Origin of the sequence: Paenibacillus sp. FSL W8-0187, assembly GCF_037969755.1 — a bacterium.
In the GTDB taxonomy this organism is placed as follows: Bacteria; Bacillota; Bacilli; order Paenibacillales; family Paenibacillaceae; genus Paenibacillus_AQ.
Genome location: NZ_CP150206.1, coordinates 1,635,523 through 1,660,863, shown reverse-complemented (window position 1 = coordinate 1,660,863; position 25,341 = coordinate 1,635,523). Strand labels below are relative to the sequence as shown.

Annotated in this window: 22 protein-coding genes and 1 riboswitch; of the genes, 2 read left to right on the top strand and 20 right to left on the bottom strand. The window is 49.3% G+C overall.

Annotation, left to right across the window (positions count from 1 at the left end):
• Positions 1-78: 78 nt before the first annotated feature.
• From MKY48_RS07150 to erm, 5 genes are all read right to left on the bottom strand, one after another.
• Positions 79-369 carry an SDR family NAD(P)-dependent oxidoreductase gene (locus MKY48_RS07150; protein ID WP_339292604.1) on the bottom strand — a complete coding sequence of 97 codons (291 nt, stop codon included), beginning with the start codon at positions 367-369 and terminating at the stop codon, positions 79-81.
• A gap of 294 nt (positions 370-663) precedes the next feature.
• Positions 664-1,677, bottom strand: coding sequence for an aminoglycoside phosphotransferase family protein (locus MKY48_RS07145; RefSeq protein WP_339292603.1), 1,014 nt, complete (start codon positions 1,675-1,677; stop codon positions 664-666).
• A 223-nt stretch (positions 1,678-1,900) separates the two neighbouring features.
• The gene (locus tag MKY48_RS07140; protein ID WP_339271185.1) at positions 1,901-2,221 is read right to left on the bottom strand and encodes a thioredoxin family protein; all 321 of its coding nucleotides are present in this window, start codon (positions 2,219-2,221) and stop codon (positions 1,901-1,903) included.
• Entirely contained in the window at positions 2,218-2,595 is a 378-nt protein-coding gene (locus MKY48_RS07135) for a MerR family transcriptional regulator (RefSeq protein ID WP_076322957.1), read from the bottom strand. The genes MKY48_RS07140 and MKY48_RS07135 overlap by 4 nt, the downstream gene beginning before the upstream one ends.
• Positions 2,596-2,723: 128 nt before the next feature.
• Entirely contained in the window at positions 2,724-3,590 is an 867-nt protein-coding gene (gene erm, locus MKY48_RS07130) for a 23S ribosomal RNA methyltransferase Erm (protein WP_339292602.1), read from the bottom strand.
• A 347-nt stretch (positions 3,591-3,937) separates the two neighbouring features.
• On the opposite strand from erm, the gene MKY48_RS07125 reads away from it, so the two are divergent.
• A complete protein-coding gene (locus MKY48_RS07125; RefSeq protein ID WP_339292601.1) occupies positions 3,938-4,366 on the top strand; it encodes a GNAT family N-acetyltransferase in 429 nt (142 codons plus the stop codon).
• Between the two features lie 37 nt (positions 4,367-4,403).
• Here the strand turns inward: MKY48_RS07125 and MKY48_RS07120 are convergent, their stop codons facing one another.
• The 5 genes from MKY48_RS07120 to rlmD all read right to left on the bottom strand — a co-directional run bounded on the left by MKY48_RS07120 (position 4,404) and on the right by rlmD (position 9,048).
• Positions 4,404-4,805 (bottom strand): DUF1801 domain-containing protein, encoded by a 402-nt coding sequence (locus tag MKY48_RS07120; RefSeq protein ID WP_339292600.1) that lies wholly within the window; start codon positions 4,803-4,805, stop codon positions 4,404-4,406.
• A 144-nt stretch (positions 4,806-4,949) separates the two neighbouring features.
• A complete protein-coding gene (locus MKY48_RS07115) occupies positions 4,950-5,654 on the bottom strand; it encodes a DNA alkylation repair protein (protein ID WP_339292599.1) in 705 nt (234 codons plus the stop codon).
• A 206-nt stretch (positions 5,655-5,860) separates the two neighbouring features.
• Positions 5,861-6,436: a 50S ribosomal protein L25 gene (locus MKY48_RS07110; RefSeq protein ID WP_339292598.1), complete on the bottom strand. Its 576-nt coding sequence runs from the start codon at positions 6,434-6,436 to the stop codon at positions 5,861-5,863.
• A 380-nt stretch (positions 6,437-6,816) separates the two neighbouring features.
• Positions 6,817-7,374: a DUF4256 domain-containing protein gene (locus tag MKY48_RS07105; protein ID WP_339292597.1), complete on the bottom strand. Its 558-nt coding sequence runs from the start codon at positions 7,372-7,374 to the stop codon at positions 6,817-6,819.
• A gap of 75 nt (positions 7,375-7,449) precedes the next feature.
• Positions 7,450-9,048, bottom strand: coding sequence for a 23S rRNA (uracil(1939)-C(5))-methyltransferase RlmD (gene rlmD, locus MKY48_RS07100; RefSeq protein ID WP_339292596.1), 1,599 nt, complete (start codon positions 9,046-9,048; stop codon positions 7,450-7,452).
• A gap of 231 nt (positions 9,049-9,279) precedes the next feature.
• Here rlmD and MKY48_RS07095 point away from each other — a divergent pair, with 231 nt between their 5' ends.
• Positions 9,280-10,053 carry a sporulation protein gene (locus MKY48_RS07095; RefSeq protein ID WP_215159799.1) on the top strand — a complete coding sequence of 258 codons (774 nt, stop codon included), beginning with the start codon at positions 9,280-9,282 and terminating at the stop codon, positions 10,051-10,053.
• Positions 10,054-10,136: 83 nt separating this feature from the next.
• On the opposite strand, the gene MKY48_RS07090 is transcribed toward MKY48_RS07095, so the two are convergent.
• From MKY48_RS07090 to MKY48_RS07045, 10 genes are all read right to left on the bottom strand, one after another.
• Positions 10,137-10,811 (bottom strand): GntR family transcriptional regulator, encoded by a 675-nt coding sequence (locus MKY48_RS07090; protein WP_339292595.1) that lies wholly within the window; start codon positions 10,809-10,811, stop codon positions 10,137-10,139.
• 58 nt (positions 10,812-10,869) lie between these two features.
• Positions 10,870-11,676, bottom strand: a complete 807-nt coding sequence (locus tag MKY48_RS07085) for a Nif3-like dinuclear metal center hexameric protein (RefSeq protein WP_339292594.1) — start codon at positions 11,674-11,676, stop codon at positions 10,870-10,872.
• A gap of 107 nt (positions 11,677-11,783) precedes the next feature.
• A complete protein-coding gene (locus MKY48_RS07080) occupies positions 11,784-13,409 on the bottom strand; it encodes an extracellular solute-binding protein (RefSeq protein ID WP_339292593.1) in 1,626 nt (541 codons plus the stop codon).
• Between the two features lie 48 nt (positions 13,410-13,457).
• Positions 13,458-14,330 carry a carbohydrate ABC transporter permease gene (locus MKY48_RS07075; RefSeq protein WP_339292592.1) on the bottom strand — a complete coding sequence of 291 codons (873 nt, stop codon included), beginning with the start codon at positions 14,328-14,330 and terminating at the stop codon, positions 13,458-13,460.
• Positions 14,331-14,345: 15 nt separating this feature from the next.
• On the bottom strand, positions 14,346-15,311 hold the full coding sequence (locus tag MKY48_RS07070) for an ABC transporter permease subunit (protein ID WP_076322943.1): 966 nt from the start codon (positions 15,309-15,311) through the stop codon (positions 14,346-14,348).
• A 543-nt stretch (positions 15,312-15,854) separates the two neighbouring features.
• Positions 15,855-16,850, bottom strand: coding sequence for a hypothetical protein (locus tag MKY48_RS07065; protein WP_339292591.1), 996 nt, complete (start codon positions 16,848-16,850; stop codon positions 15,855-15,857).
• Positions 16,851-16,917: 67 nt separating this feature from the next.
• Positions 16,918-17,460: a sigma-70 family RNA polymerase sigma factor gene (locus tag MKY48_RS07060; RefSeq protein WP_339292590.1), complete on the bottom strand. Its 543-nt coding sequence runs from the start codon at positions 17,458-17,460 to the stop codon at positions 16,918-16,920.
• Between the two features lie 208 nt (positions 17,461-17,668).
• On the bottom strand, positions 17,669-18,649 hold the full coding sequence (locus tag MKY48_RS07055) for a DMT family transporter (protein ID WP_339292589.1): 981 nt from the start codon (positions 18,647-18,649) through the stop codon (positions 17,669-17,671).
• Positions 18,650-18,785: 136 nt separating this feature from the next.
• Positions 18,786-18,952: riboswitch (FMN riboswitch) on the bottom strand.
• 230 nt (positions 18,953-19,182) lie between these two features.
• On the bottom strand, positions 19,183-19,551 hold the full coding sequence (locus MKY48_RS07050; RefSeq protein WP_339292588.1) for a hypothetical protein: 369 nt from the start codon (positions 19,549-19,551) through the stop codon (positions 19,183-19,185).
• Positions 19,552-19,719: 168 nt separating this feature from the next.
• The gene (locus MKY48_RS07045) at positions 19,720-24,834 is read right to left on the bottom strand and encodes a choice-of-anchor I family protein (RefSeq protein ID WP_339292587.1); all 5,115 of its coding nucleotides are present in this window, start codon (positions 24,832-24,834) and stop codon (positions 19,720-19,722) included.
• Positions 24,835-25,341: the final 507 nt, after the last annotated feature.

Below are 25,341 nucleotides of genomic sequence, written 5' to 3'. Positions count from 1 at the left end.
TCGAAATGGGGCTTTTTCAGAGTATTTTTATACTGCTAATCATTAGCAGCGTCATATCGGTAAATCAAACAAGAGACGTCATCCCCTGCATAGTGAAAATCCCACCACATTACCAAGCGATTCGCTCTCGTTCACGAAAATACTCCCCGCTCGCTCCATCATCCGTGCCACATCGTTGATTTCATGGACATCCGCCACGTACAGCTTCACAAGGAGCCCATCTGCAAGCAATTCTTGAACAGCCAGCCTCCCCTTCTCTTCGTCCCGGGATGTAATGACCACATGAAGTCCATTGGCAGCAAGCTGTCTTGCAATCTCTTTTCCAATTCCGCGGTTGCCTTTTACGTGACAATTCACTAATATGCACACGCAGCAGCTCCTTCTCATTCGGTTAACCGCATTGTAAACCATCACATCATGTAAAGGTCAATCCGGAATTCCACAAGCAATAAGAAAAACGTCTATCGACGTACTCTCAAAGAAGACAGACCGCGTTTAGATGTTGTTTTTCTTGCGATATCAGGTAGGCTATGCTTCGAAGTTTATACTTTCTGATATCTAAAAAAAAGAACAGAGCTTAAGTCTGTAAAGACTGCTCTGTCCTTTATCCGAGACCTGACAAAATCGTTCAAGTTATTCTACTCTGTACATGATGCAATCCCACTATCTCAAGTAGTCCATGGCATAAACATAATCTTTTGCCCATTCTGAAAAGGTTAGCTGCGGATCCCAAGTGACTGCACCCATCGCTTTGGCACATCCCCAATCCAATATACGCTGATGGAGCATATGTACCCTAAATCGATCAACAATGCCTTCCCTATTTGCAGAGCCCTGTAAGTACATCTGTATAAAATGCCGCGCTACTTCCTGTTCCTCGAAATCCCAGTACATAATCACCATCTTAGGCAAATCCGCTGCTCCATCCCCAAAATATCCGGTTGTAAAATCAAAAATGCCGCTGATTCGCCACTCCTGACAATCCGTATCATACGCTACCAGCATATTTTCCGCCTTAAAATCCCCCATAACAAAAGTGGGTGAGCCATGCTTATCGAACTCATCCGCCGAGTCACGCAGTACCCCTTCTACCCATTCCGTATCGGTTGGAGTGATCTGGGAATATTGTTTGGCATCCTCCAACCAAAACCGAATTCGATGGTAGAGCCACTCTTTATAAGATCCCTCAAACGGGCGAATTCTTTGCGTTTTCGGATCGAGCTCGCCATACTGATCCACTTTCCAGCCGTGCATTTCATTTAAAATGTTAGCTGCTGAAGAGGCAATATCTATTCGATCGGCTGCATCAAGCCTTGCTCTAAGTTGTGGATCATTCATATGTACGCCATGAAGACGAGGCATGATCGCGTAGCTCCAGCCGAAAATATCGATGGATTCATCCAACAGATATGGGGCCGATAAAGGCAGTGATGTATACTCTTGCAAATAGTCCGTATAAAATTTCTCTTCAACCAACTGCCCTGTATAAAGGGGATTTCCCTTTAATACATAGCTTCCTTGGCTCGAGTTAATGAACAACGTCTGATTTCCTACTCCCTCAGACGTTTTCTCAGCTGAAATGAGGTTCCCTAGATGGTGTCTGTTCAGCATAGCTTGAAGCTGCTCATCCGTTACATGACCGATGGAGTTCGTTGAGAAAAAGATCTCTGTTGTCAATTAAAGCACCTCCTTAAAAAATTTTCGCTTCTGCGCCTTGCCAGGCATATATTTATTCACAAAAAATCCTATCATCAGATGATCCCAAACAGCTTCAGCAGCTTGCTACGGTTGCTATATAAGAATTCGATACACGGCGAATAATGCCCTCTACATCAATAGAAAACGCCTCTGTGTCATCAAACATCAGAGGCGTTTTCGCTCATTCATCGATTATTCAATTCTATGATACATAACGGCCTATCGCCGCTTGATACACACTCTTAGGCCGAAGTCCAATAAGTTTGTCTGCCGGTTCTCCGTTATGAAACACAATCACCGTCGGCATGGACATAATGCCGAATTGGGCGGCAAGCTCCGGGGATTCGTCACAATCCACCTGATAGACATCCAGGCGACCCGCTTCTTCCTGACTCAGCTCATCCAGGATGGGAAGCAGCACTTTGCACGGCGGGCACCATTTGGCTCCAAATTCAACAAGAGTGACTCCATTCTGTTTAATCGCGCTTTGAAAGCTGGCTGCATCTATTTGTGATAAACTCATTTGCATTCCTCCGCTTCTTCCGATTCTCGTTCATCCAGAATCGATTGCATGCGTTCCTCCAGATTCATCTTGATATGATTCAGCTGGTGAATTTGCGCCTCGATCTCGGCAATTTTTTGACGGAAAATCGGGAACACCTCCGCGCAAAACGCCTCTTTATTTTTCAAGACGCAATGCAGGAAACCAGCGATCTGCTCGGTGGACAACCCCAGATTCAAATACAACTGGATAGTACGCACCTGTTCTTCTGCGAGGCTCGAATACTCCCGGTATCCGTTCTCGTTGCGAACCGGCATAAGCAGTCCTTGCTGTTCGTAGTATCGAAGCGAACGGATGCTGACTCCGGTACGGGCTGCAAGTTCTCCGATTTTCATGCTTCTACGCCTCCTAGATGAACGATTCGATTTCATTGTAAACCCTGACACTAGTGTCAGGGTCAAGCAAATTCTGCGAATATTTTAAAAGTGATCGTATTAGAAACGACGGAGATCTCCATCGAATGTTATTTTCTTTTCTTGGATTTGCCTTTGGAGCTTGTAGAAAGTTTGGGCCAACGACTTGACGGCACATGCTGGAGCATCGTATGGAATACAGTTCCCCACTGCTCTTCGTTCAGCCTACTGATGGGGAGCTCTCGATTCACCCCCAGCAATCGGACCAGCTTCGTAATCTGGGGAGGCGTGAACACGCCCGCCAGGGCCACGAATAACGGCAGCCGCGAGTCCCGCAATCCGTAGGCTGCCAACGCTGTAAACCTCGGCTGATGCTGCGTGGCAATGAGCGGCTTCTTCCTCCGGTTGATAGCTAGAATAGCGGAATCCACTTTGGGAGGCGGCGCAAAATGTTGAGGCGATATGGTTCGCATGAGCCGAATGTCGTAATGCATCCTCCAGCTTAAGATGCGCGGATCTTGAACAGGAACTGCCGTAAAACGTTTGGCCGCACCCTTTTCCACAAGCAGCACGGCTCGCTGCAGCGGCACGCCGGGATGATCCAGCAGCCTCGCCATGATCGGCGTGGTGATCGAATACGGAATATTCGCCACGACGGCAAACGGACTTTTCGGAAGAGGAACCTCCAGGAAATCAGACTGCTTGACGCGAATGTTGCTTCCATCTTTTATCTTGCTGAACAGTTTATCCACAAACGCCGGATCGGTCTCGATCGCAAGCACATGTGCCGCCTTCTCTGCCAGCGGAAAGGTTAATGCCCCTGTCCCTGCTCCGATATCGAGAACGGTATCGGTGGATCGGATCTGGGCCAAATCGATCATATCATGAATCAGCCGTTTGCTGATTAATAAATGCTGCGCGGAAAAGTTAGACGGTTTCTTCAACTTTTCCCGATGATTTTTATTATTTTTGGACACAAAAAAGCACCTCATTCATTCGTATAGTAATGAAAAAGGCACAGCACAAATAATCCTTCGCATTTTTACATGAAAATGGATGGATTTAGATGTTCTGTACCTTCATTAACGAATACGTATGAATGCGATGCAACACATGTTAGGACAATCCTCCCTTAGATGAAACGGATAAAATAACAACCACAGTATAGCATAGGCATTCCCCTGCCTCACGGGTACATTCTTTTAAAAAGATTTTTTACCGTCGGTCCATGCGCTGGGTATGGTATGTTGAGGAAGATAGGGTTCAATGGTTCCGAATTCTAATGAATATCAGTCAACCGGCATACTAGAAGGAGCAAACCGATATGGAAATCTATTTCACGAATGAAGTCATAGCGTCAAAGAGTGAGGATAAAAATTATGTGAGAAATCAATTGATTGCGTATAATCTCAAACACTTCCCAGACGACTTAAAAGGCCGGTATCAGGAAATCAATTTATTGTTGAGGAATGCGGACGGTCAGATTTTGGGTGGGATTGTGGGGGAAATATGCTGGAACTGGCTCGAGATCCACTACTTATTCGTGGATGAACCATACCGTAAATCGGGGTACGGAGCCAAGCTGTTGAACGAGGTGGAAAAAATAGCGATAGAGAAGCAATGCGAGTTCGCAAAGTTGGATACACTTAGCTTTCAAGCCTTGGATTTTTACATCAAGCAGGGTTATGAGGTATATGGCAAGATCGAGAATGCCGGACGGCATACGCATTACTATTTGAAAAAGGAACTTTAAAAGAAGGCAGTAAAACCGCCTTCTCTGGTCTTCCATCTCAGCTCTCCACCGACTTTTTCCCTTTTGATTTGCTGTTTGCCTTTTGCAGGTTTTGCTCGACCCGATATTGAACGATTCGGCGTATCAGGTCATAGGGCAAAGGCTTATCGATGGGAAATTGCAAGGTACCTTTGGACTTATGATATTCCTTTAACTCATCTTGGAACGCCTCAATGCCGCTAGGGGCCGGGTAAAAACCGATATGCTTCTTAAATGCCGCAAAATGCACCAAATTTCCGTGATATTCGAAGGTCGGCATCTGATAGCTGATTTTTTCCTTCGCTTCCGGGGCCATCTCCTTAATCACTTGTCTTAATGTCTGGAGAATGCTTTGAACTTCGGGAGGGAAGCTTGAAATATATTCGTCGATCGACCCGTAAACGATTTTATCCTCTTTCATGGAATAACGTCCCTTTCACAGGTTAATAGGTTTTCATAAACGAGATCAGCGTTCATTTCCAGCCGTTTATCGCCTGTATCGCACACCAATCGAAACGTTCCGTAAGAATCCCGCTTGCCTCGCCAAATAAAACGAACGAATGGTTTAACATCTCACATACTTACGTTTGAAACCAAGCTTCCCTCTCTCGACTTCTTTTCTAATATTTTCGGAAGCGTTCAGGATCTTGCTCTTATCGCCCCGCTTCATCTCTACCGGTCCTACGGCCTTTACGGTCTCAACCGCCTTATCATGGAGCGGCAAATAAGATACGGCTACAGTGTACATGAAATTATTCATCGCGGATTTCGTTCGGTCCGGAGACTCATGGATGGTCTTTTCCACCAGTTCGAGCATGGCCGAGATTTTGCTTTCCGGGAACTCACGATCGGGTCTGCTTCCGAGCAGCCAGCAGTAACAGCTCCACCCCGCCGACATTCTAAGCTCTTCGCCGCTTGCGATCCATTGATCAGCAACGTCTTGCGCGATATCCGCCTCTGCCAACGTTACGGCAACCACATAATCAGACAGCATATAAAAATAGGCCGCATCCATCCAACGATCATAATCCGCTGCCGTCATCCCTTTAGGGTCTGCAATGATGCCGGCAAAGTACATGGCGTCATAGTTTCCGGTGGCGTAAAGCTGCTCAGCCAAAGGCTGATTGATTTTGATTTTCTTGGCAATCGGCTTCATGGCGCCTGTTGCTACGCCAAAGAGCGGTTCACGCGCCCCATTGGACAGGTACATTTTCTTGAGCCGTTCCTTGCCGAGTGCTTCAAGCTCCGACATTACGGATTCCACATTCATGGTTCGACACTTCCTTCATTGGCTTAGTATGCAGCTGCCGGGTAAGCGGTAGGCCGCACTCCACATGACTTGAGTGTACAATAATAATGACGGCCAAGCCTAGTCTCTCTTGATGGAAAGTTCCGGATTCTGTTCAAGGTTTTAAGCAAAAAAAACGGCGATTACTTCCCGATGGAATATCGGGAAGCAATCGCCGGCAGCAGAAGTTACATAGCCTCCGGTTCTTCCAACTGGACTTTCGGTGTCACCACTGACACGAGCAGTTCGTTTGCCGAAGAGATGAGCACGACGCCGTCAGGCAGTTTAAGGTCCCCGACATGTAAAGAATGCCCAATCTCCAGTTCGCTGATTTCAACAGGAATGGTGGCAGGAATACGGTCCGGGAAGGACTCTATCTCGATGAACGTGCTTTGTATTTGGACGACTCCTCCAAGTTTGGCTCCCTTGGCGGTACCGATGTAATCGAGATTCACTCTCGTGCGCACGACTTCATTTATATTAATACGTAAAAAGTCGACATGGATGTATTCACGAGTGATTGGATCACGCTGAACCGACTCCAGCAAAACCGGAAGCGGCTCCCGATCGTCAAAACGAAGCTCAAGGATTCCTCCTTTGCCGTTCCTTGCCCATTTGCCAAATTCTTTGGCGGACAGTTGAATCATCATATTCTCTTCCCCTGTGCCAAATACAATTGCCGGAATTCGCCCCGAAAGACGAAGCTGCTTAAGTCCGGTTTTGTTCATCGCGGCGCGCGTTTCTGCTCGTAAATTTACTCTCATCTCAACAACACTCCTCAGATTATCGTTATTTTGGGTGTACTCACCATCAATCATCCATAATGAACTACGGATTTCTCCCCCCGTAGCGGGGAAAGTAGGAGCACCATTGCATCACCTCCAGATAGACATTTAATGTAAAACGCTTTTATATATGCGAGAAGGCACCTCGTCCCATGGGAACGAAATGCCTAATTACTTGCTACCATATCATAGAAAAGGGGGGTTGTCGACCGCGGTGGTATGGGGGGTCCATTACAGGAAGGAATTCCGAGTGGTTATGATTATACGTAAAAGAGGAGCTTTCCGCCCCTCTGTGTAGTTCCATCAAAACATCTCATCTTTTTGTCCTGCCGTACGTTTAGCGAAAACCCCTTCAAAATTCAGACTCTTAGCGAGCCACGGAATCCCCTGGCAGCATAGTATGATTCCGCTCCATTGTGGTACACAAAGACAGTGTCGTAGCGGCGATCACAAAAAATGGCTCCGCCGAGTTTTCTAATACTGGCAGGTGTTACCACCCAGCTCGATGTTTTCAAATCGAAATTTCCAAGTTTTTGCAATTCCCGGTATTGTTCTTCCGATAGCAACTCTATGCCCATGGCGGTTGCCATTTCAACAGCACTATTCTTCGGTTTGTGTTCTTTTCTTGATTCCAGCGCTTCACGGTCGTAACAAATACTTCGGCGGCCTTTTGGACTCTCAGCTGAACAATCATAAAAAATGTATTCGCCCGTCTTGTTGTCATGACCTACAACATCCGGCTCTCCGCCAGTTATCTCCATTTCATGGAGTGACCACAGTTTTTCAGGATTTGCTACGAGCTTTGCTTGTACGTCATCCCATTCCAGGCCTATATGGCGGTACATGTTTTTCTCAAAACGAGCTTTCAATGTTGTGAGTAGTTCTTCACGTTGTTCTGTTGACAATTCCTTTGCCAAGTTAGATTCCCCCTCATACAATTATTGCGATACCCACCACGCCGTATAACTTTAAGCAACACTATCACATCTCATCTATTCTTTCCTCACCAACAACGTTACCGCTTCCACATGGCTTGTTTGCGGGAACATGTCGACCGGCTGCGCCCATTCGATTTCATAGCCGCCATCCAGCAGAACCTTGCAATCTTTCGCCAGGGTTGAAGGATTGCAAGAAACATACACAAACCGCTTTGGCTTGGTGCGGAGCACCGTCTCCAGGAAGCGCGGGTCTAGGCCGGTGCGCGGTGGGTCGGCAATGATGACGTCCGGCTTCATGCCCTCCTTGACCCAGCGCGGCAGCAGTTCCTCTGCCTGGCCGACGTGAAAGCTCGCGTTAGCACGTCCATTTCGCTGCGCATTGGCCTTGGCATCTTCGACGGCTTCAGGGATCGCCTCGATCCCGCGCACCTCCTGGGCATAAGGCGCAAGCCACAGCCCGATCGTGCCGGTTCCGCAGTAGGCGTCGATGACGGTTTCCTTCCCCGTCAATCCGGCTGCCCCCCGGACCGACTCATACAGCTTGACCGTCTGCTGCGGATTCAGCTGGAAGAACGCTCTGGGCGACAGCGAGAATTGCAGGTCGCTCAGCGATTCCTGCATGCTCTCGGCTCCCCACAGCGAAATCGTCCGTTCTCCGAAGATGAGCGAGGTTTTCTTCGGATTGATATTGAGTGAAATCCCGCTCACCTCCGGAATGGTAAGGCGCAGCAGACGAACGAGATCGTCCTGCCTTGGCAGCTTGCTTCCGGCCGTGACCAGTGTCACCTGAATCTCCCCAGATTGGAAGCCGTGGCGAACCACAATCGTCCGTACGCCGTCCTTGTTTCCATTCTCTTTGTGCAGCGGAATCCGCAATTCTTCGAGGACGGATTTGACCTTCTCCACCGCTTCATTCACCTTCGGGTGCTGAATCGGGCAGCCGCTAATGTCCACAATCGTATGGCTGTCCGCTTCATAGAGCCCTGCGATCACTTCATGGCCCTTCCGTTTCAGCTGCAGCTGTGCTTTATTCCGGTAATCCCATGGGTGCTCCATGCCAAGAATCGGCTTAAACTTCACGTCGTCACGTCCTGCGTATCGGCTGAATGCTTCACGCACGATATCCGTCTTGGCATGCAACTGTCCCTCATAAGAGATATGCTGAATTTGGCATCCGCCGCAAATACCAAACACCGGGCAAGGAGGCTCAATACGGTGAGGCGAACGCTTCTCTACTTCTACCAGCTGTGCCTTAATAAATTTAGGCTGGACCTCTTTTACCTCGGCTTTGACGACTTCGTTCGTGATCGCTCCGTCAATAAACACTGCCTTGCGGCGGTAATAGCCGACTCCTTCGCCGTTGATCCCAAGCCGTTTGATCGTAACGACTATAATGTCACCGGCTTGCAGCTCATCTGCGTGCTCACGTCCAGATGAAGGCCTTGGCCCGCGTACTTCTTGCTTATGTTTATCGGATGGTTTCGCCTTCGAATACGATGAAGACAATAACGAATCCTTGTTCTTTCTATGTTCACGCTTAAAAGCCGGCTTGGCCCCAGCTTGGTTCGCTGCAGTCCGCTCACTCGGCTTATTCCCGTATGCCGTTGATTTGTTGATTTTGGTTCCTTGTCCAGAACGTCGTTGTTCACTCATGCCTTGATTTCTCCATCCTTAATGGTATCGTGTCCAATATACCATGCCGAACCTGCGAATGCTAACGGGCCGTGTTCTTTTTCCCGATTTCATCGGTGTTCTTCTGCTTCCTTGGCGTCAACATCTTCACCGCGTAAAACCGCAAAAAAATATTTTTGCAATTCGGAAACCAGAGGTGATCCCCCGACGTATAATTCCATTATCATACATTCTCATATGGAGGTATCTTTTATGTCGTTTTTCAACAAAATGCTAGCCAGTGTAGGAATTGGAGCAGCCCAGATCGATACGCATCTCGAGAAATCCTCTTATTATCCGGGTGAAGAGGTACGCGGCATTATTCACATTAAGGGAGGGAACGTAGAGCAGACAGTCGACCGCATTTACTTGAAAGTGATGACGGAATATACCAAGGAAAGCGACGACAAGAAATACATAGAATCCTATACCCTTGCCAAAATCAATGTCTCCAGCCGCCTCACGTTGAAGCCTGGCGATCAACAGGAAATACCATTCTCTTTTCCCCTGCCGTTAGAAACACCGCTCACCATTTCACGGCAGCCGGTATGGATCCATACCGGACTCGATATCGATAATGCCATCGATCCGAAGGATCGTGATTTCATCGACGTTGAACCAAACGCGGACGCATCCGTTGTGTTTGACGCCGTGGAAGCCCTTGGCTTCAGCTTCAAAATAGCAACATGCGAATATCATCCTAGATTAGGCCGGGGTGTTCCATTTGTGCAAGAAATTGAATTTTATCCTGGCTCCTCCTATGCCGGCCATATCACAGAGCTTGAATTGATCCTCTATCCGGAGCAGGACGGCATTTCCGTTCTGGTCGAAGTCGACCGCAGAGGCAGAGGCGTTTCTGGCTGGCTCCAGCGATCACTCGATATGGATGAACAACATTCCTGGGTAACCCTGGATCAACAGGATCTGGATCAAGGTCCATCCCACGTGGCCCAAATGCTTGACCGTGTCATCCGCAGATCGATTTAATGAAAAATGGCCCGCAAGGCAGCTCACTTGCTCCCAAGTGACACTCCTGCGGGTCATTGTTTTTTAATGAATGATATCGCTTGTTAAATAAAATAATGCGGGTACTTCTCGCGTAAAATATCCTGCTCCACAACGACAAGGCGCAGATGACGCTCCATCACGTTCATGGCCTGCACCGCTTGTTTATTGACGATCAGCTGATATATTTCTTTATGCTGTGAGATGATATGCTCCCAGTTGGAGTCCTTGGACAGGCGAAGCAGCCGCAGACGGTTGAAATGAATATTCAATTGCTGCAGCATCTTCCAGGTCCGTTCTTTGCCCGTACCCTCAAACAGAATTTGATGGAACTCCTCGTCCAGCTCAAACAGCTTATAGAAATTATGGTTGCCCGCGCATACGTCCTGAAGCGCAATATTGGTTTCCAGACGGAAACGGAACTCTTCGGGGAAAAACTCACAGGCGAGCGCCACGATTTCCTTCTCGATCTTCTCCCGGATAAACCGGCCTTCCTCAACATGCCTGAGATTAATACGGGATACGATTGTCCCGCTTTGCGGAATGATGTCGAGCATTTCCTCCTCGGCAAGTTTCATGAACGCTTCCCGGACCGGCGTTCGGCTGACGTTCAATTCATCCGCAATTTCTTTTTCCGAGATTTTCGTACCCGGCTCCAGCTCCAGATGGAATATCCGGTCCTTCAGTAGCTGATATGAATATTCCCTGGTAGAGCCTTTAATCTTTTGCTCTGTTGACATATATACGTTACCTCTTTCTCCTATGCTCTATGTTCTCTTTGCTTACGTTATCCTCCCTCTATATTACCTGAATCAAGGGCACGGACGGTATATCATGTACGGGAATCTTCGGAAAAAACTCTCGCAGCCGCTCGGCCACGCAGACCATACCGGGCTCCTCGCTGGCGGCATGGCCAAGCAGGAGCATGGACGGGTTCCGGCCTTGGGCCGCTGCATCGCCGATGTATTCGGGCGTCTCCCATTCCGGGCCTTCGCCGGCGATAAGAAGATCCAGCCGCTCATTCACACAAAGGGGAATGGCGTGCGTTCCGCCGCCCCGGTAGCCAACGGTTATGCCGATTCTGGAGCATGTTCCTCTTTGGTTCCCGATATAACGAAGATACGGAAGATTCAGCTTTCTTTTTATATCTTCGGCAATATCCTGAACTGTCATTTCTCCGGGCAGTGTAACTACGGCCGCTGTCGGAAGGTACTTATCGATATATGGTTCCCAGTCCAGCGCCTGAACCAATCCCTGCGTAATCATGTCGGGAACGTACCTGTGAGGCGCATCATGAAACCGGTAAATCGTTAGATTGCCGGATTGGATCAGGTCTATTTTATCCTGGTGGACAGCACTTGCCTGCATCCCTTCCACTCCATCCTCATGGTGGCTGTAAAAGACCCCCTCATGGGTAATCACAAGGTTTGCTCCCGCATGTATGGCTCTCTGTAAAACCGAATGCGAGGCGGCGAACGTGACGGCAATGCCATGAACGATGGCATCCGCGCTTCCAGCTACAACCCTGTCCACCGTGGATTCAAAGTGTCCCTGTCCCGCCGGTTCTGTTAACCGGTCGATTACGTCTTGAACGGTCACATTCAATTTAGAACAACCTCCTTGTCGTGAACATGGCAGGATCATCGCGAACCGTCCGCACCTCCAAACAGGCTGCCTTTCCAAAAAGAAACGACAGCCTGTTGATCCGTTAATTATTGTTGCTCTTTATAATTTTTATAAGTCTTATTCGCAATCTCCAGGTATTGTCCCACGCCCTGGCTATCCAGCTCCTTCACGAACTTGTCGTACTCGGCGAGATCGCGGTCGCCCAGAATGAACTTCAGTGTGTTCTGATCCGTGTAGTCCTTCAGCGGCGTGCTCAAAAGCGTCACTCGCTCGCGTTCTTCGACCGAGTACGGAATCGGCGGCTCCGGCTTCACGACGGTTTTCGTTTCGCTCATGCTCTTCTGGAACTGCTGCTCTTCCTCGCTGAACATGGATTGAAGCAGCTCGGTTGTACCGCCGTATGCAAACACCCCGCCCGAGAAGCCATGCTCGATCCGCAGATCCTTCGTTCCCTTCGGATTCAGTCCGTTGTAGTTAATGTCGTCCATCAGCTTGCGTACGCCGCCTTCCTTGGTATACGTCACGCCTTCTACGCCCCACTTCGTAAATTCCTGTCCCTCATCGCTGTAATAGAGCCAGTCGATAAACTGCAGGATGGCTTTAAAGTGCTCACTCTCTTTCACCTTGGAAGAGATCATCACTCCGTTCTCGAGTCGGCTCCCGGACATCAGCTGGCCTGCCGGGCCGCCGGGAACCGTGATTTTGCTGATTGCATACTTGCCTTCGCCCAGCGTTTTGTCCATATCATTACGGTGCTGGACCACGGTCTGGGAGTTGCCGTTAATGATGAAGGATTTGCCGGTCACAAACTTTTGCACAGCCTGATCGTCATCCTGGGTAAAGCTCTCTTTGTCCAGCAATCCTTCATCCACCAGCTTGTGGAAGTAGGCCAGCATATCCTTATATTCATCCGTTACTGCCGTATACACAAATTCATCCGTGTCTTCCTCATACGTAAGTCCGCTGCCGTAACCCCATCCGCCTTTGGTGCCAAAGCCCGTAGCCGCGATGTTCAGCGTACTGTTGAATTTGAAGCGGTCGGAGAACGGCGTAACGTCCGGGTAATCCTGCTTCAGCTGCTTCATGGCCGTATACAGCTCATCCCAGGTGGTCGGAATCGCGATGTTATGCTTTTCGAAAATATCCGTACGAACGATCAGCGTATAGTCCGGCCACACCGCCTCATGCAAGCCCGGAAGCACATAATATTTCTTGTCCTGTTGGCGAAGTCCCTCCAGTTCGCTCTCCATATCCCATTTCTCGATCTTGTCCTTGAAATTCGGCATCAGATCAATGTAATCGCTAATCGGCAGAATTGCACCGGAAGCCACAAACGCGGATTCCTCCCCGGGGTAAGTCTTCGGAATGACCAACGGAGCGTCACCGGAGCTGATCAGCAGACTGCGCTTTTGACTGTAATCACTCATCGGCACGATCGTCGGCTTCAAGGTCACGTTTGTCATTTCTTTTAGTTTAGCAAAAAGCATCCAGTCCTGCTTGTAAGGATAAGCTGGCTGGTCGCTGTAAAGGATGGACAAATCGAAGGGCTCCGTCGCCTTGAACGTATCGCCTACCGCGTAAGTTTCCATGGCGCCCTTATCTTGATTCTCGGCCTCTTTGCCGCCTGTTTTATCGGTACACGCCGCCAATACCGCAACAATCAACGATATTAATAAAGCTTTGCCAGCAAACGAACGAGGACTTTTTTTCATTTTCCTATTCCCCCCAAAATATCAATAATGCCAATCGGATGGATAATCCTATTGCTTTACGGACCCAAGCATGATGCCGGTTACGAAATATCGCTGCACGAACGGGTAAATCGTCAATATCGGCAAAATGGTCAGCACCATGGTCACCGATTTGATATTGGCAGATATCTGCGTCAAGTTATCGGCAGAAGTGGCACCTGCGGAAGTCACGCCTGTCGCGCCCGCTATCATGTTCCGCAAATAAATCGTGACCGGGAAGAGTTCCTTCTGATCCAGGTACAGAAAGGCCGGAAACCAGGAGTTCCAGTGCCCGACTGCATAGAAGAGGACCATGGTCGCGATCACCGCTTTGCTTAAGGGCAGCACGATCTGGAACAGCATGCCATAGGTGTTCAGGCCGTCAATGGCCGCGGCTTCCTCCAGCTCTTCCGGCATATTTTCAAAAAAGGATTTCATGATGAGCATGTTGTAGATGCTGATGGCTCCCGGGATTACAATGGCCCAGATCGAGTTGCTGAAGCCGAGGCTGTTAATGAGCACATAGTTCGGGATCAGCCCTCCGTTGAAGAACATCGTGAACACGGCAAACATCGTCAGAAACTTGCGGCCTACCAGCCTTTTCTTGGATAAGGCGTAAGCAAAGATCGTTGTTAAGAACATGGATATCGCAGTGCCAACCACGCTGTAAACGACGGTGTTTTTGTAATTCGTCCAGAACATGGCGTCTTTGGTCACGGTTTTGTAGGTATCGATATTGAAGCCCCTGGGAATTAAGTTCACCTTCCCTGAGTTGATGTACGACTCGCTGCTGAAGGATTGAGCAACCACGTTCAGGAAGGGGTACAGCGTGATGAAGACAACGAACAGCAGAATAATGGCATTGCACACTTTGAATGCCTTATAGGATCTTGATTCCTTCATATAAGTGCTCCCTCCTTACCATAAGCTTCGATCCGTCAGTCTTCGCGAGATCGCATTCACGGAGAAGACCAATATAAGTCCGATCACGGACTCGAACAATCCGATGGCTGTAGCATAACTGAAGTTGTTTGATACGAGACCGACCCGGTACAAGTAAGTCGAGATGACGTCAGCCGTCTCATAGATGACCGGATTGTACAGCAGCAATATTTTCTCGAACCCTACCGCGAGGAACGCTCCCATATTCAGGATCAGCAGCGTCACAATTGTCGGGAGGATACCCGGAATCGTGACAAACAGCGTTTGCTTCCAGCGGTTAGCCCCGTCGATCCTCGCCGCCTCGTACAGGGATTCATCAATCGTCGTTAATGCGGCCAGATACAGAATCGCGCCCCAGCCCATGCCCTGCCATATTTCCGAAGAGATATAGATCGTCCGGAACCACTCGGCGCGCTGCATGAAATTGATTCGTTCTCCATTAAAGAACTCAACAAGCGAGTTAACAGAGCCATTAACCGACGTCAATTGCAGGATCATCCCGGCAACGATGACGATGGACAAAAAGTGCGGGAGATAAGAAGCCGTCTGGACGAATTTCTTGAATCGCTTGCTCTTCACCTCATTCAGCAGCAGTGCAAAGATGATGGGAACCGGGAACGTAAAGAGCAGGGACAACGCACCAAGAAGCAGGGTGTTCTTGAACACGTTCCAGAACGCAGGGTCATGGACAAACATGTTGAAATAGTGGAGTCCTACCCATTTCTCCCCGTAGATGCTGCCTCCGGGCATAAATCGCCTGAAAGCGATCACGTTGCCAATCATCGGTCCGTATTTAAAAATGAGCAGGTACATAACCGGCAAAATCAACAGGGAATACAGCTGCCAATCCTTCCGGACCAGGGCAGCGACGGTTTTAAGTTTGGGTGTTTTCTTTGCTGTTTTCACTGCTGGCAAAGAATGATTTACAACTTTTGGCTCCATCGACGTTATTCACTCCATTCCGTATGGCCTCTTCTCAGACCTCTTCATTCATGGAATACGGCCGTATTTCATTATCCATCTCCATTCAACACTTGCGGTGAAATCGCTTTCATTTATTGCGGCTATTAACAGGCTGCTACTGTTACGGCACAATAATGGGTAATATCCGGCCTCTATTGATCCCCCCTCCAATGTTAAACGCTTACAATTATGTTCAATAAATAGACTCCCGTATCTTGAACGTTTGACTGACAAAGTGAACCAGCTGCTTCTCCCACCTGTGTAGAGAGTCATTTTCACCATACTAGTATAACTAGTATGGTAGTTAGTTTCATTTTAATGAACGTTTGCTACAATTTCAATACATTTTTTTCTCATGTATAAAATTCGATCCCATGCCTAAAAAAAGCCGTGAGCGCATTCAGGCAATGGCCTGTTGCGTCACGGCTTTCGGATTCCATCCCTGCCTAGGTATTCATCATGCATAAAGGGCAGAAGTCTTCGCTTCTGCCCCTCGAGGTTTCCCCCCTGCCAGCTCAAGATTTACTTCAGCTCCGTCACGTTGCCGTCAATGCTGATACTCTTGATATCCATATCCCCCAGAAAAACAAGGTTATTCTTGCTGTCCAGATTATACAGCCATTGAAACCCTCTCATTGTCGTACTTGTCGAGCTAGCATGAAGGATCAGTTCTGATCCGTCCGCGGCGGTGACCTTAACCTCCGGCGTGTATTCCGGCAGTTTATCCAGCTCACCGTCCGTACGCTTGCCTTCGATGGCCACACCGATGGAAGATACGCTAATGGTGCTGAGAGACAGTGCTTCCTCACCCTCATCAATCGCCAGATTCAGGCTCTGCTCTCTTTGCTTGCCGGGAGAAATGGTGAATTTAACATCCCATGGCCCTTCGACGGTATGGGTGTCGTCCGCTGCCGTGATTCGATCGGCTGTAATCCGTGCCTTTAACCCGTCGAGGTCACTCACCGCATCCATCTCAAATACGCCGACAAGCTTTTTGTTATCGTCAAGAAGCTGCTGCCCCACCATATAATTCACACTATGTTCCGTTTTCAGTTCAAGTCCGGGTATCAAAACACCCGTAGGGAATGGCGTACCATCCTCTTTCGTAAAGCTGACCACCAAATAGCCGCTGTTACCGACATATATGCCTTCTTCAACATTCATGGTCACCCCGGACACGGTATCACTTCCTTGTATGGGTGATCGCTCATCTTCCGCAATGGACGCGGATTGACCGAAGAACTGCTTCAAACTATCCATGTATTGGCTCGCAAAAGCGGTCGTGCTAAGTATCATAATCATCGCCGCAGCGATAACGATACTCGCTTTATATTTTTTTACTTTCCTGTTTTTAAACACCATCGTTTCCTCCTCTTGAATACGGTTCATCGCTCGGTTCTTGATTCGTTCCATACTGATCTGCTGCGTCAACTCGCGTTCCTCTTCCTCCGTAAGGAGGAGATTGTCCAGCTCCTGATTGTCGATACTGGCCATAATATCTACAATTCGCCGCTTCACTTGCCTCCATCCCCTTTCGCTATCGATTTGAAGCTTCACTCCTATAGACACGATCCTTATAGAAATCCTACGGATTCTCGGTTTCATAATGAATGCGCAGTTTGTCCCTTGCCCGGCGGATCCGGGCGGTGACGGCTTTCTCCTGCATATTCAGCCGACTTGCAATATCGCGGACTTTCTCTAAATAGAAGTACCTGCGGATAAATATTTCTCGATCCGGTTCGCCCATCCCCTGTACCATGCCGCTTATCGTTTCCTTCTCCTGCCGTAGAATAGCCAGTGCCTCCGCAGAGGGACAAGAAACGGCGTCATCTTCCAATTCGGATTCAATGACCCGCTGCCTCTTTCGCAAGGCATTCAAGGTATGATTACGCGCGGCGATGGCCAGATAAGGCTTGAGACTATCTCCGCGCAGCATGATTTTTGTCCCGTCTGTCCACAGCTTGACCAGCACGTCACCGGTGATTTCCTCCACATCGTAGGAATTAAACCGTCCACCAGCCACCTTAGCGACCACCGCGGCTATGTAGCGTGAATAGCGGTCAACCAAAGTTTCAAAACATAACGGATCTTTCCTCGCAAGCCCATCCAGCAATGTCCGATCCTCCATGGACCCTCCCCCCTTTTATAACCATCTGTTTTGTTGAACCAAGCCATAGATCCGGTGCTACTATATAAGACACCTATAATTCCAAAAACCCTACACATCTTTCGAAAAAATGATCCCTTTGCAAGGGCGACAGGTCCATTGGACAACTTTGTAACGACAAAAAAGCCGATCCATTTCGGACCGGCTTTTTTGAAAAACTTTTATGAAATTATTGTAATTGTGGAGAAGCTTCGGATTGCTGTCTGGATATGATAAACAGCACGAGCCAGATGAGCAGGAATCCCAGAAGCTGAGGACCTGTCACGATCTGCTGGAATACAATCCAGTTGATGAGCACGCCCACCATAGGAAAACTCAATTCCGCAAGTGTTGCCACGGAGGCTTTGGTCGTGGTTAACCCTTTATAATAAACCAGCAAACTCAGGAGACCCGGCAGCAATGCCTGACCGATCAGATTCAGCGATACCAAGGCAAATGCCCCGGTATTCCAGGCCGGCATATTCCATGCTGCCCCCTCACTCCATGTAATGACGGTCAGGAGCGGCAGTGCCAGCACGAAACGCAGCGAGGTTACCGTCTCGTATTTCAGTTTGCCTACCATCAGGCGCCCCATGACCGTTGAACCGCCCCACAGGGCTGCCGCACCTAAGGACAAGAGGCTGCCAACTTGAATAAACTCGTTCCAATGGCCAATCGGAAGGGTTAGGCCAAAGGTCAGTAAATACGTGCCCGCCAAAGCGATAATGAGCAGTATCCCGAAATGGCGCGGAAGCTTCTCTTTCAGAAGTAAGCTGGCCAAAATGATGGCAAACAGCGGCTGAAGCTTCTGAAGCAGCAGGACGGCATTCAGATTGCCGCTCGACAGCCCCATCGTAAACAATACGGTAGCCAATGCCGAGCCGCCCCAGGATATAAACAGCAGCGCGCCGACATGATTCCAGCCAAGGCCTTTTAGTTCCTCGCGGTTCTTCCACAATACAGGGATTGCAATCAAGGATATAATGATGTGTTCAAGCAAAACGATCTGAGCCGAAGTCAGATTCTTGAGCAGAATGACCCGGAATAACGGGTCTACGCCCCACAGAGCGGCTCCCAAAACGACAAGCCAGAACCCTCCCTTAAAACGTCGACTTGCCTGTGCGTCGGAATCATAGGGTTTCATTTTGACCCCGGTATTAATATTACTCATCTTGCCCTCTCCTGTCTTGAATACGGAGGTCTTACTAGCAGAAAGCCCCCGCCATCGACATGTGTCGACGTATACGGGGGCTGATCAAATAAGCCTGCGCCCGAATGGAAAATTTCCCATCTACGGCAAACTCATCTTTGATCTTCTCCCATCCGGACTTTACCGTCGGCCTTGGAATTGCACCAAGTCAGTCGCTGCATTCATGTTCGTGCCAGAACGCAGCGAGTCGCGGGCTAAAGTTTCGTTCACGCGGAACGAACCATCACCGCCGGTTAGGAATTTCACCTTACCCCGAAGATCCATATTCATGTTTTATTTTTATCATACAATCATTCAATTAACCGATAATTCCTATAAGCTTAGTTGACGCATTGAAATTATAACATGAATCCTTTCATGTAAATACATCTATTTTCAAAATAAATGAAATTAGGCTTAAATACAATGAAAAATCTCACATTCAACCAAGACTTACTGAGAATTATACAGCAAGTATCGATTTGTTACCAGTATGATTTTTTGCCATTTTCCTTTTATGTTATATCGAATACCTTGAAGATGGACCGGGTACCGACTGCCCCAGCCTGAAGGCATAACAGATCGAGAGCTTCCTTGGTATTGAGGCTCATTCCGCCTGCTCGAGGCAACGACATCGATAGATCTGTTGAACTGGCGGCGGTTTCACTCTCGAACTGCTTCGTCTCGCTTAATAGCATTTTGCTCCCATCCGGCCGAACCATATACTGACGCAAATAACCGCCTTCTCTAACGGTTACCATCTTTCCCTTGCCCTCTTCTTCCTTCTTGTTCTTCTGGAACAGCTGTTCAAACCCTTCTTGGGCTGGTTCGGCTTTCTTCGATTTCACAGGGCTCCAGTATGTATATGCTGACTCAACGCGCATGAACTCACATCCTTATCCAATTGTTATTTTAACGCTTACTTCAATTATCGGATGCCTGGAGACTTCTCTTTAATCGCTCACAAATGACTTAGATATAAAAAACCGCCCGAAAGGTCTCTGATCAACCTTAAGGACGGTCTTATAATTTCTAATGTATTCCCGCTTCGCTTAGTTCATGAACTTCAATGCTGCCAAAGTCCGCTTCAGAACAAGTGCTGCTTGTGCACGGGTAACCGAATCGAGTGCTCCGAAATTACCCTGATTATCACCCTGCACGATGCCTTGCTCAGTAAGACTGGCTACATGGGCAGCCGCCCAGACTGGGATGGATGCCTGATCTTTGAATTCATTACCAGCATTCGCGCCCTGGTTTGGCAGGCTTGTCGGACTTACCGCTTCCATAGCCCGGGTAATCATCACAGCCATTTCTGCCCGGGTCATGCCGGCATTTGGTGAGAAAACACCATCTGTGCCGCCTTCGATCAAGCCGTAACGCAACGCTGCGCCGATCTCGCCAGCATACGCGGAGGCATCCTGGACATCCTTGAATGCTCCGCTCTCGATAACTGGACTAAGTCCCATCGCACGGACCAGCATAGCCGTAAACTCTGCTCGCGTGATTACCTTGCCCGGTGCGTACGAGTTAGCGTTAACTCCGTTCACGAGAAGCTTGGAAGCCATAGATTCGATTTCCGCTTTCGCCCAGTGTCCGTTTAGATCCGCAAAGGTTTTCTTGTACTGCAGCAGCGCATAAATGCCGTTTCCGGCATGCTTCACTTCGATGGCCGGTTTACCGTTCCATGTCGTCGCTGCAGCCGGTACAAATCGGAAGGTTCCTGCATCGGCGTCATAGATTACAGCAGTGACCGAATTCGGAGCTGTTCCTGCCGGCAGCGGCAGGATGCGACTGACCACACGCTTCCCGAAATCCTTTACTTCTTGCTCTGCGCCCGGCACGCCAACCGCTACGCCAAACTGAAGTGCTCCATTCGCAGCCATCACGGCGCCCATGGAAGCTGCCTTGCTTGTCATAGCATCCACCACGCTGCTACTAACCGGGGTCATGGATATTTTCACTTGGATGCTGCCGGAGCCTTGTACAGACTTCAAAGCCTCATCCAAATGCAGAGCCGTTACCGGAAGACGGAACGCACCAAGTGCGGTCTCCAGCACCAGGATCGTATTCGAATTCCGTTCCATGGCCTGCTTCAGACCAGCTGCCGAAAGGGATAGATCAGCGGCACGGTTCAACTCAGGGGCCCGAATAATGAGTTCCTGCTGCCCGTTCGCAGATAATCCGGCAACTGCCTTCTTCCACGCCTCTTCCTTCACCGTAATGTGGTCCACAGCTCCATCTGCAGCGATTATATTCAGATCCTTGCCTGTCATTACGTTGGGCAATGATGTATTTCCACCCGTGGAAGGAGGGTTAGGCTGCGTTGTCGGCGGTGTTACAGAACCGCCTTCCGAACCGCCTGATCCTGAACCTGATCCCGGAGAGGAGCCGTCGCCTGGATTCACCGGTTTCTTCTGCTCGGTAATTCGTCCCTCGACCTTCGGCGAGACCTTTCCGCCAAGCTTGGTCACGTATTCCATGAAGATTTCATAATCCGGATAACCCAGATCCTCGTTATATTTCCCTTCGGCAATCGCTTCGGCAAAGGATTTATATCCGTCCCCGCCTTTGGCCACAAAACTGTTCGTTGCCATCCTGTACGTTTCGGTCAATACCAGGGGTTTATAGCTTCCGCCCTTCATAATCTGTACATCGTACACTTTATTTCCTGCCGGAGCGCTAGGATCCCATTTGAATTTCATCCCGGCGATTTGCGGGAATTTCCCCGGCAAATCGGCCAATTTCGCACCGCTAATTCCGTTTTCCAATCCGTCCTTCAGCTGCTGTCCTGTGACGTCCATGACAAACAGCGTGTTTCCGAAAGGCATCACCGTGCGCAGCTCGCCCATCGTGATTTCACCTTCATCAATAGCGGCGCGAATACCCCCTCCATTGGTGAGGGCAATATCGGCGTTCTTAAGCTCCTTGGCTTTTGCCAGCATGCCATCCGCAATTAGATTACCGAGATTCGTTTCCTTGGAGCGGACATTCTCGCGCTTACCGTCCAGCAGAACATCTGCTATACCGACTACCTGCTTCATGAGCTCTTCTAATTCGGCATTATAAGGGGCCAGCATATCCTTGGCCTGCTTGTCTTCCGCCACATTGCTATCCACCGGAATCAGCTTGCCGCCGAGTTCGCCTTCTCCGACGAGGACCTTGCCTTCCTTGTCAAATTGCAAGTCGACCCGGCCGAGGTATTTCCCCCATTCATTCGCTTGCACGATGACGGTTGGTGTACCGTGTTCATTGTCCGTCACCACTTCCGGTGCATTGAGCGTCGTGTGGGTATGGCCTCCAACAATGAGGTCGATGCCTTCAACCGCTTCGGCAAGCGCCTGATCTTTGGCGTAGCCCAGATGCGACAGACCGATGATGATGTTAAGTCCTTCCTGCTCCATCGCCTCCACCGTTGCACGAGCTGAGGTTACCGCCTCGTTGAATACCACATCTTTGCCCGGGCTGGACGTCTCGGCTGTATCTTCAGTGGTTAAGCCGAATACCCCGACCTTCTGGCCGTCAACTAGCAATGTCACGTATGGATATACCCCGCTATGTGCCGTCGTCTTAGGCTGATCGGTATCGATCACGGCCGGCTTACGGATCAGGTGCGAAATGTTAGCATCCTGACTAAGATCCACATTCGCGCTGACGAGCGGGAATTGTGCCTTGCTTACGAAATCTGCTAGCGTCTTGGTGCCTTGATCGAATTCATGGTTACCGAACGTCATCGCGTCATAACCCATATAGTTCATGAAGGCCAGATCGGCCAATCCAAACCATTTGGTAAAATACAGATCGCCGGAAAATACATCCCCTGCATCCAGCAGCAGGCTGTTTCCGCCCTCGCTGCGGACCTGCTTAACCAGTGCAGCCCTTCTGGCGACTTCGGACAGATGCGCATGCGTATCGTTCGTATGCATAACCGTTAATTTCCATGGCTCTCCTTCCGGCGAACCATCCGTTACCTTAACCGGTACTTCCGCTGATCCATAGCCATCCTTGCTCAGAACGGTGATCACGGCTTCACCTACGGATACCGGTGCAACCAGACCGTTCGGATCTACGGTAACTACCGTTTCATCAGAGGAACTCCAGGCCAGCTCGCTGGATCCGCCCTGAGCGGGATCAACGCTCGCTTGCAATTGTACCGGGGAACCGCCCGGATTCAGCGTGAGCGAAGAGTGATCCAACGTAATTTTGGTCACCTGAGGCTCCAGCAGTGCCACCGTTCCGCTGACCTCATTCGCAACCAGCAGCAGCGGGCGTCCTGTCTTGCTGTCTGCGGCCGGAATAAAGTCCAGTCCCTCCGGGCCGGAATCCGATGCAATCCCTCCGTTAAAATCCCGTGTATTGATGTAGTTCAGAAACGCCGGATCGGATGGGTTCGACACATCATACGTCATTACCCCGCCAATGCGCTCCAAGCCGACAAAAGCCAGCGTCTTCTGTCCTACCTTACCCACCGTTACATATTCGGGCTCTGGTCCTTTCTTGGAGCTGCGGCTGTCCAGATCGGTTTTGTCATTGCTGGCATTGAAATGATTCGGTAAACGCTCGGCTGTAATCTTCTCAAAATCACTGCCGCTGTCATACACCTGGGACATATCGGCTGCATTCCATATGGAGAATGAACGACCTCCGTACAGGTACAGTCGCTCATTGCCCATATCGCTGGCAACTTCAACCTTATCGTAGGCGGTTCCTTTGTCTGCCAGAAATTGTGCTGCCGGAGACAACGGATCCAAATTAGGTTTCATTTTGCCAATGTTACTTTCATTGCTTCGCTCATCCCAGCCTGTTGCGTCCCCTTCATTCGCGGACAGAATGTACTGCTGTCCATTCACGCTGTAGGTCGCGATTCCGTCAGGCATATACATTCCGTAAAAAGGAACGTTCTCAAACTTGATTTGTCCATCCTTCAGAAGGTCAAGCTGATTCTCTGGTTGATTGAAGTCCTTATACCCGAGTCCCTTAACCGCTTGAATACGCTTCGCGGCGATATCGACCACGGCGATCGCATTATTCTCCTGCAAGGCGACGTATGCCTTCTGCTCATCTTCGGACAACGAGATGTACTCGGGCTCAAGATCATGAACAGCATCGTCCTTATTTCCGGTGCTGCGAATTTGCCCGTCCGCTTCCACAGGTCCGCGAATATGTACCTGATCGTCAATGATGGACGGGTCATCAAACTTCAGATAACTTACTTCGCCCGATAGGGTGTCGATAATCGTAATGCTTCCTTCCGGATCAGAAGCAGTCTCTGTACGAGGCTCGCCTTCATCCGCTGTCAGGATATAACGGCCATCGGAAGTATACTTGACCATGTCCGGCTGGATGCCGGTTTCATAAGATCCGATCAAACCGCCGTCATAGTCGAGTACCAGAACCTTGCCGGCTTTTGCATGATCCTGCTCCTGAACAGCGACCACCACCTGCTTCGTCTTGGTGTTGATATCCACGCTGGTCAGGTCCCCATACAGAAAACCGCCCGTGCTTGCCAAGTCTTCCACATTGATCTGCTTGTCCTTTTGCAAGCTGCCGTCAGCGCCAAGCGACACGATTTCGAGACTAGCCGGCTGAGTTGAACCATTGACCAGATAGAGCTTCCCGTTATCCTTGTTGTATTTTACAATTTCCGCAACGCCGCCATCCTTATTGGAGGTCCCTACAGAATAATGCCCGATCATCTTCATGGCTAGCTTGTCAGCCACCGGATCAGGCCGTTTCCCCAATACTTGCAATTTCACAGTCGATTGAGCCTTTGCAGGTACGGCTGCACTATCTTGTACCATTACCTCAACCGTATATTCGCCCTCTTGTCCAGCAGCAGGCGTACCTGTAATGAATCCTGTATCGGACTTAATGTCCAAACCTACCGGTAGACCCGTCGCTGAGAACGTATACGGTGCTTGTCCGCCATACACATCAACGGTTACCGTATATGCTTCTTCTGCATGTGCATCCAGAAAAATTTTATCGGTAATGCCGAAATGAACGGCAGCGACAGCTGCATCTTGTGATGCTGTCTCCATGCTTGCCGTCCGGAGTATCTCCTGTCCCTCTTCAGCCATCACGGTGCCCGCCGAAAATAGAGAGGCCATCGTGATTTCCGCCGCCATTAACAGCGAGACTACTTTCATGCTTTTATGCTTCAACTCCATATCCCCTCTTCTATCCTTATTTAATTTCAAGTGTAAGGAAGAAGTGTTAACGCATCCTCAATAAAGGTCACGGTTTGTGTAAAATGGACGCTACACAGCAAAAAAAGCCGCGACAGCCATGCCGGGCTTCTGTAAGCGGCAGCTGTGTCCGAGCTACCTGCCGCCTTGAAATTACCTTCATATATGCTTTGTGATACTCCACTTATCAGAAGAATTACCCGCTTTCTCATCGCCTTTAATCAATGATTCCAAAATGCCTCATCGTGGCTATGGTTATCAATATACACCAACGTAGGAACAAGATGGCCCACATGAGCAGAAAGCCCTGAATCAACCGCTCAACCATCCATTCAATCTTCTTGTTCGAAGTATATCTCCGCCTCTTGCTTAAAAAGCCATACCGCGAAGACCTTGGGAATATCTCTGAATGTCGTCTTCGGCTCCATCTGCTGCGTCTTCCTCTTTGTCACATTTCCGACAATATTGTAGTCAAATCGACATGATGTC

Excerpts from the sequence above, each read along its gene's own strand:
- rlmD (WP_339292596.1), bottom strand. The coding sequence starts at position 9,048 with ATGAGTGAACAACGACGTTCTGGACAAGGAACCAAAATCAACAAATCA.
- MKY48_RS07135 (WP_076322957.1), bottom strand. The coding sequence starts at position 2,595 with ATGAAAATCGGAGAACTTGCAGCCCGTACCGGAGTCAGCATCCGTTCG.
- MKY48_RS07055 (WP_339292589.1), bottom strand. The coding sequence starts at position 18,649 with ATGAGTAATATTAATACCGGGGTCAAAATGAAACCCTATGATTCCGAC.
- MKY48_RS07115 (WP_339292599.1), bottom strand. The coding sequence starts at position 5,654 with ATGAATGTGGAATCCGTAATGTCGGAGCTTGAAGCACTCGGCAAGGAA.
- MKY48_RS07075 (WP_339292592.1), bottom strand. The coding sequence starts at position 14,330 with ATGAAGGAATCAAGATCCTATAAGGCATTCAAAGTGTGCAATGCCATT.
- MKY48_RS07080 (WP_339292593.1), bottom strand. The coding sequence starts at position 13,409 with ATGAAAAAAAGTCCTCGTTCGTTTGCTGGCAAAGCTTTATTAATATCG.
- MKY48_RS07060 (WP_339292590.1), bottom strand. The coding sequence starts at position 17,460 with ATGGAGGATCGGACATTGCTGGATGGGCTTGCGAGGAAAGATCCGTTA.
- MKY48_RS07050 (WP_339292588.1), bottom strand. The coding sequence starts at position 19,551 with ATGCGCGTTGAGTCAGCATATACATACTGGAGCCCTGTGAAATCGAAG.
- MKY48_RS07125 (WP_339292601.1), top strand. The coding sequence starts at position 3,938 with ATGGAAATCTATTTCACGAATGAAGTCATAGCGTCAAAGAGTGAGGAT.
- MKY48_RS07120 (WP_339292600.1), bottom strand. The coding sequence starts at position 4,805 with ATGAAAGAGGATAAAATCGTTTACGGGTCGATCGACGAATATATTTCA.
- MKY48_RS07045 (WP_339292587.1), bottom strand. The coding sequence starts at position 24,834 with ATGGAGTTGAAGCATAAAAGCATGAAAGTAGTCTCGCTGTTAATGGCG.
- MKY48_RS07095 (WP_215159799.1), top strand. The coding sequence starts at position 9,280 with ATGTCGTTTTTCAACAAAATGCTAGCCAGTGTAGGAATTGGAGCAGCC.
- MKY48_RS07140 (WP_339271185.1), bottom strand. The coding sequence starts at position 2,221 with ATGAGTTTATCACAAATAGATGCAGCCAGCTTTCAAAGCGCGATTAAA.
- MKY48_RS07070 (WP_076322943.1), bottom strand. The coding sequence starts at position 15,311 with ATGGAGCCAAAAGTTGTAAATCATTCTTTGCCAGCAGTGAAAACAGCA.
- MKY48_RS07090 (WP_339292595.1), bottom strand. The coding sequence starts at position 10,811 with ATGTCAACAGAGCAAAAGATTAAAGGCTCTACCAGGGAATATTCATAT.
- MKY48_RS07110 (WP_339292598.1), bottom strand. The coding sequence starts at position 6,436 with ATGAGAGTAAATTTACGAGCAGAAACGCGCGCCGCGATGAACAAAACC.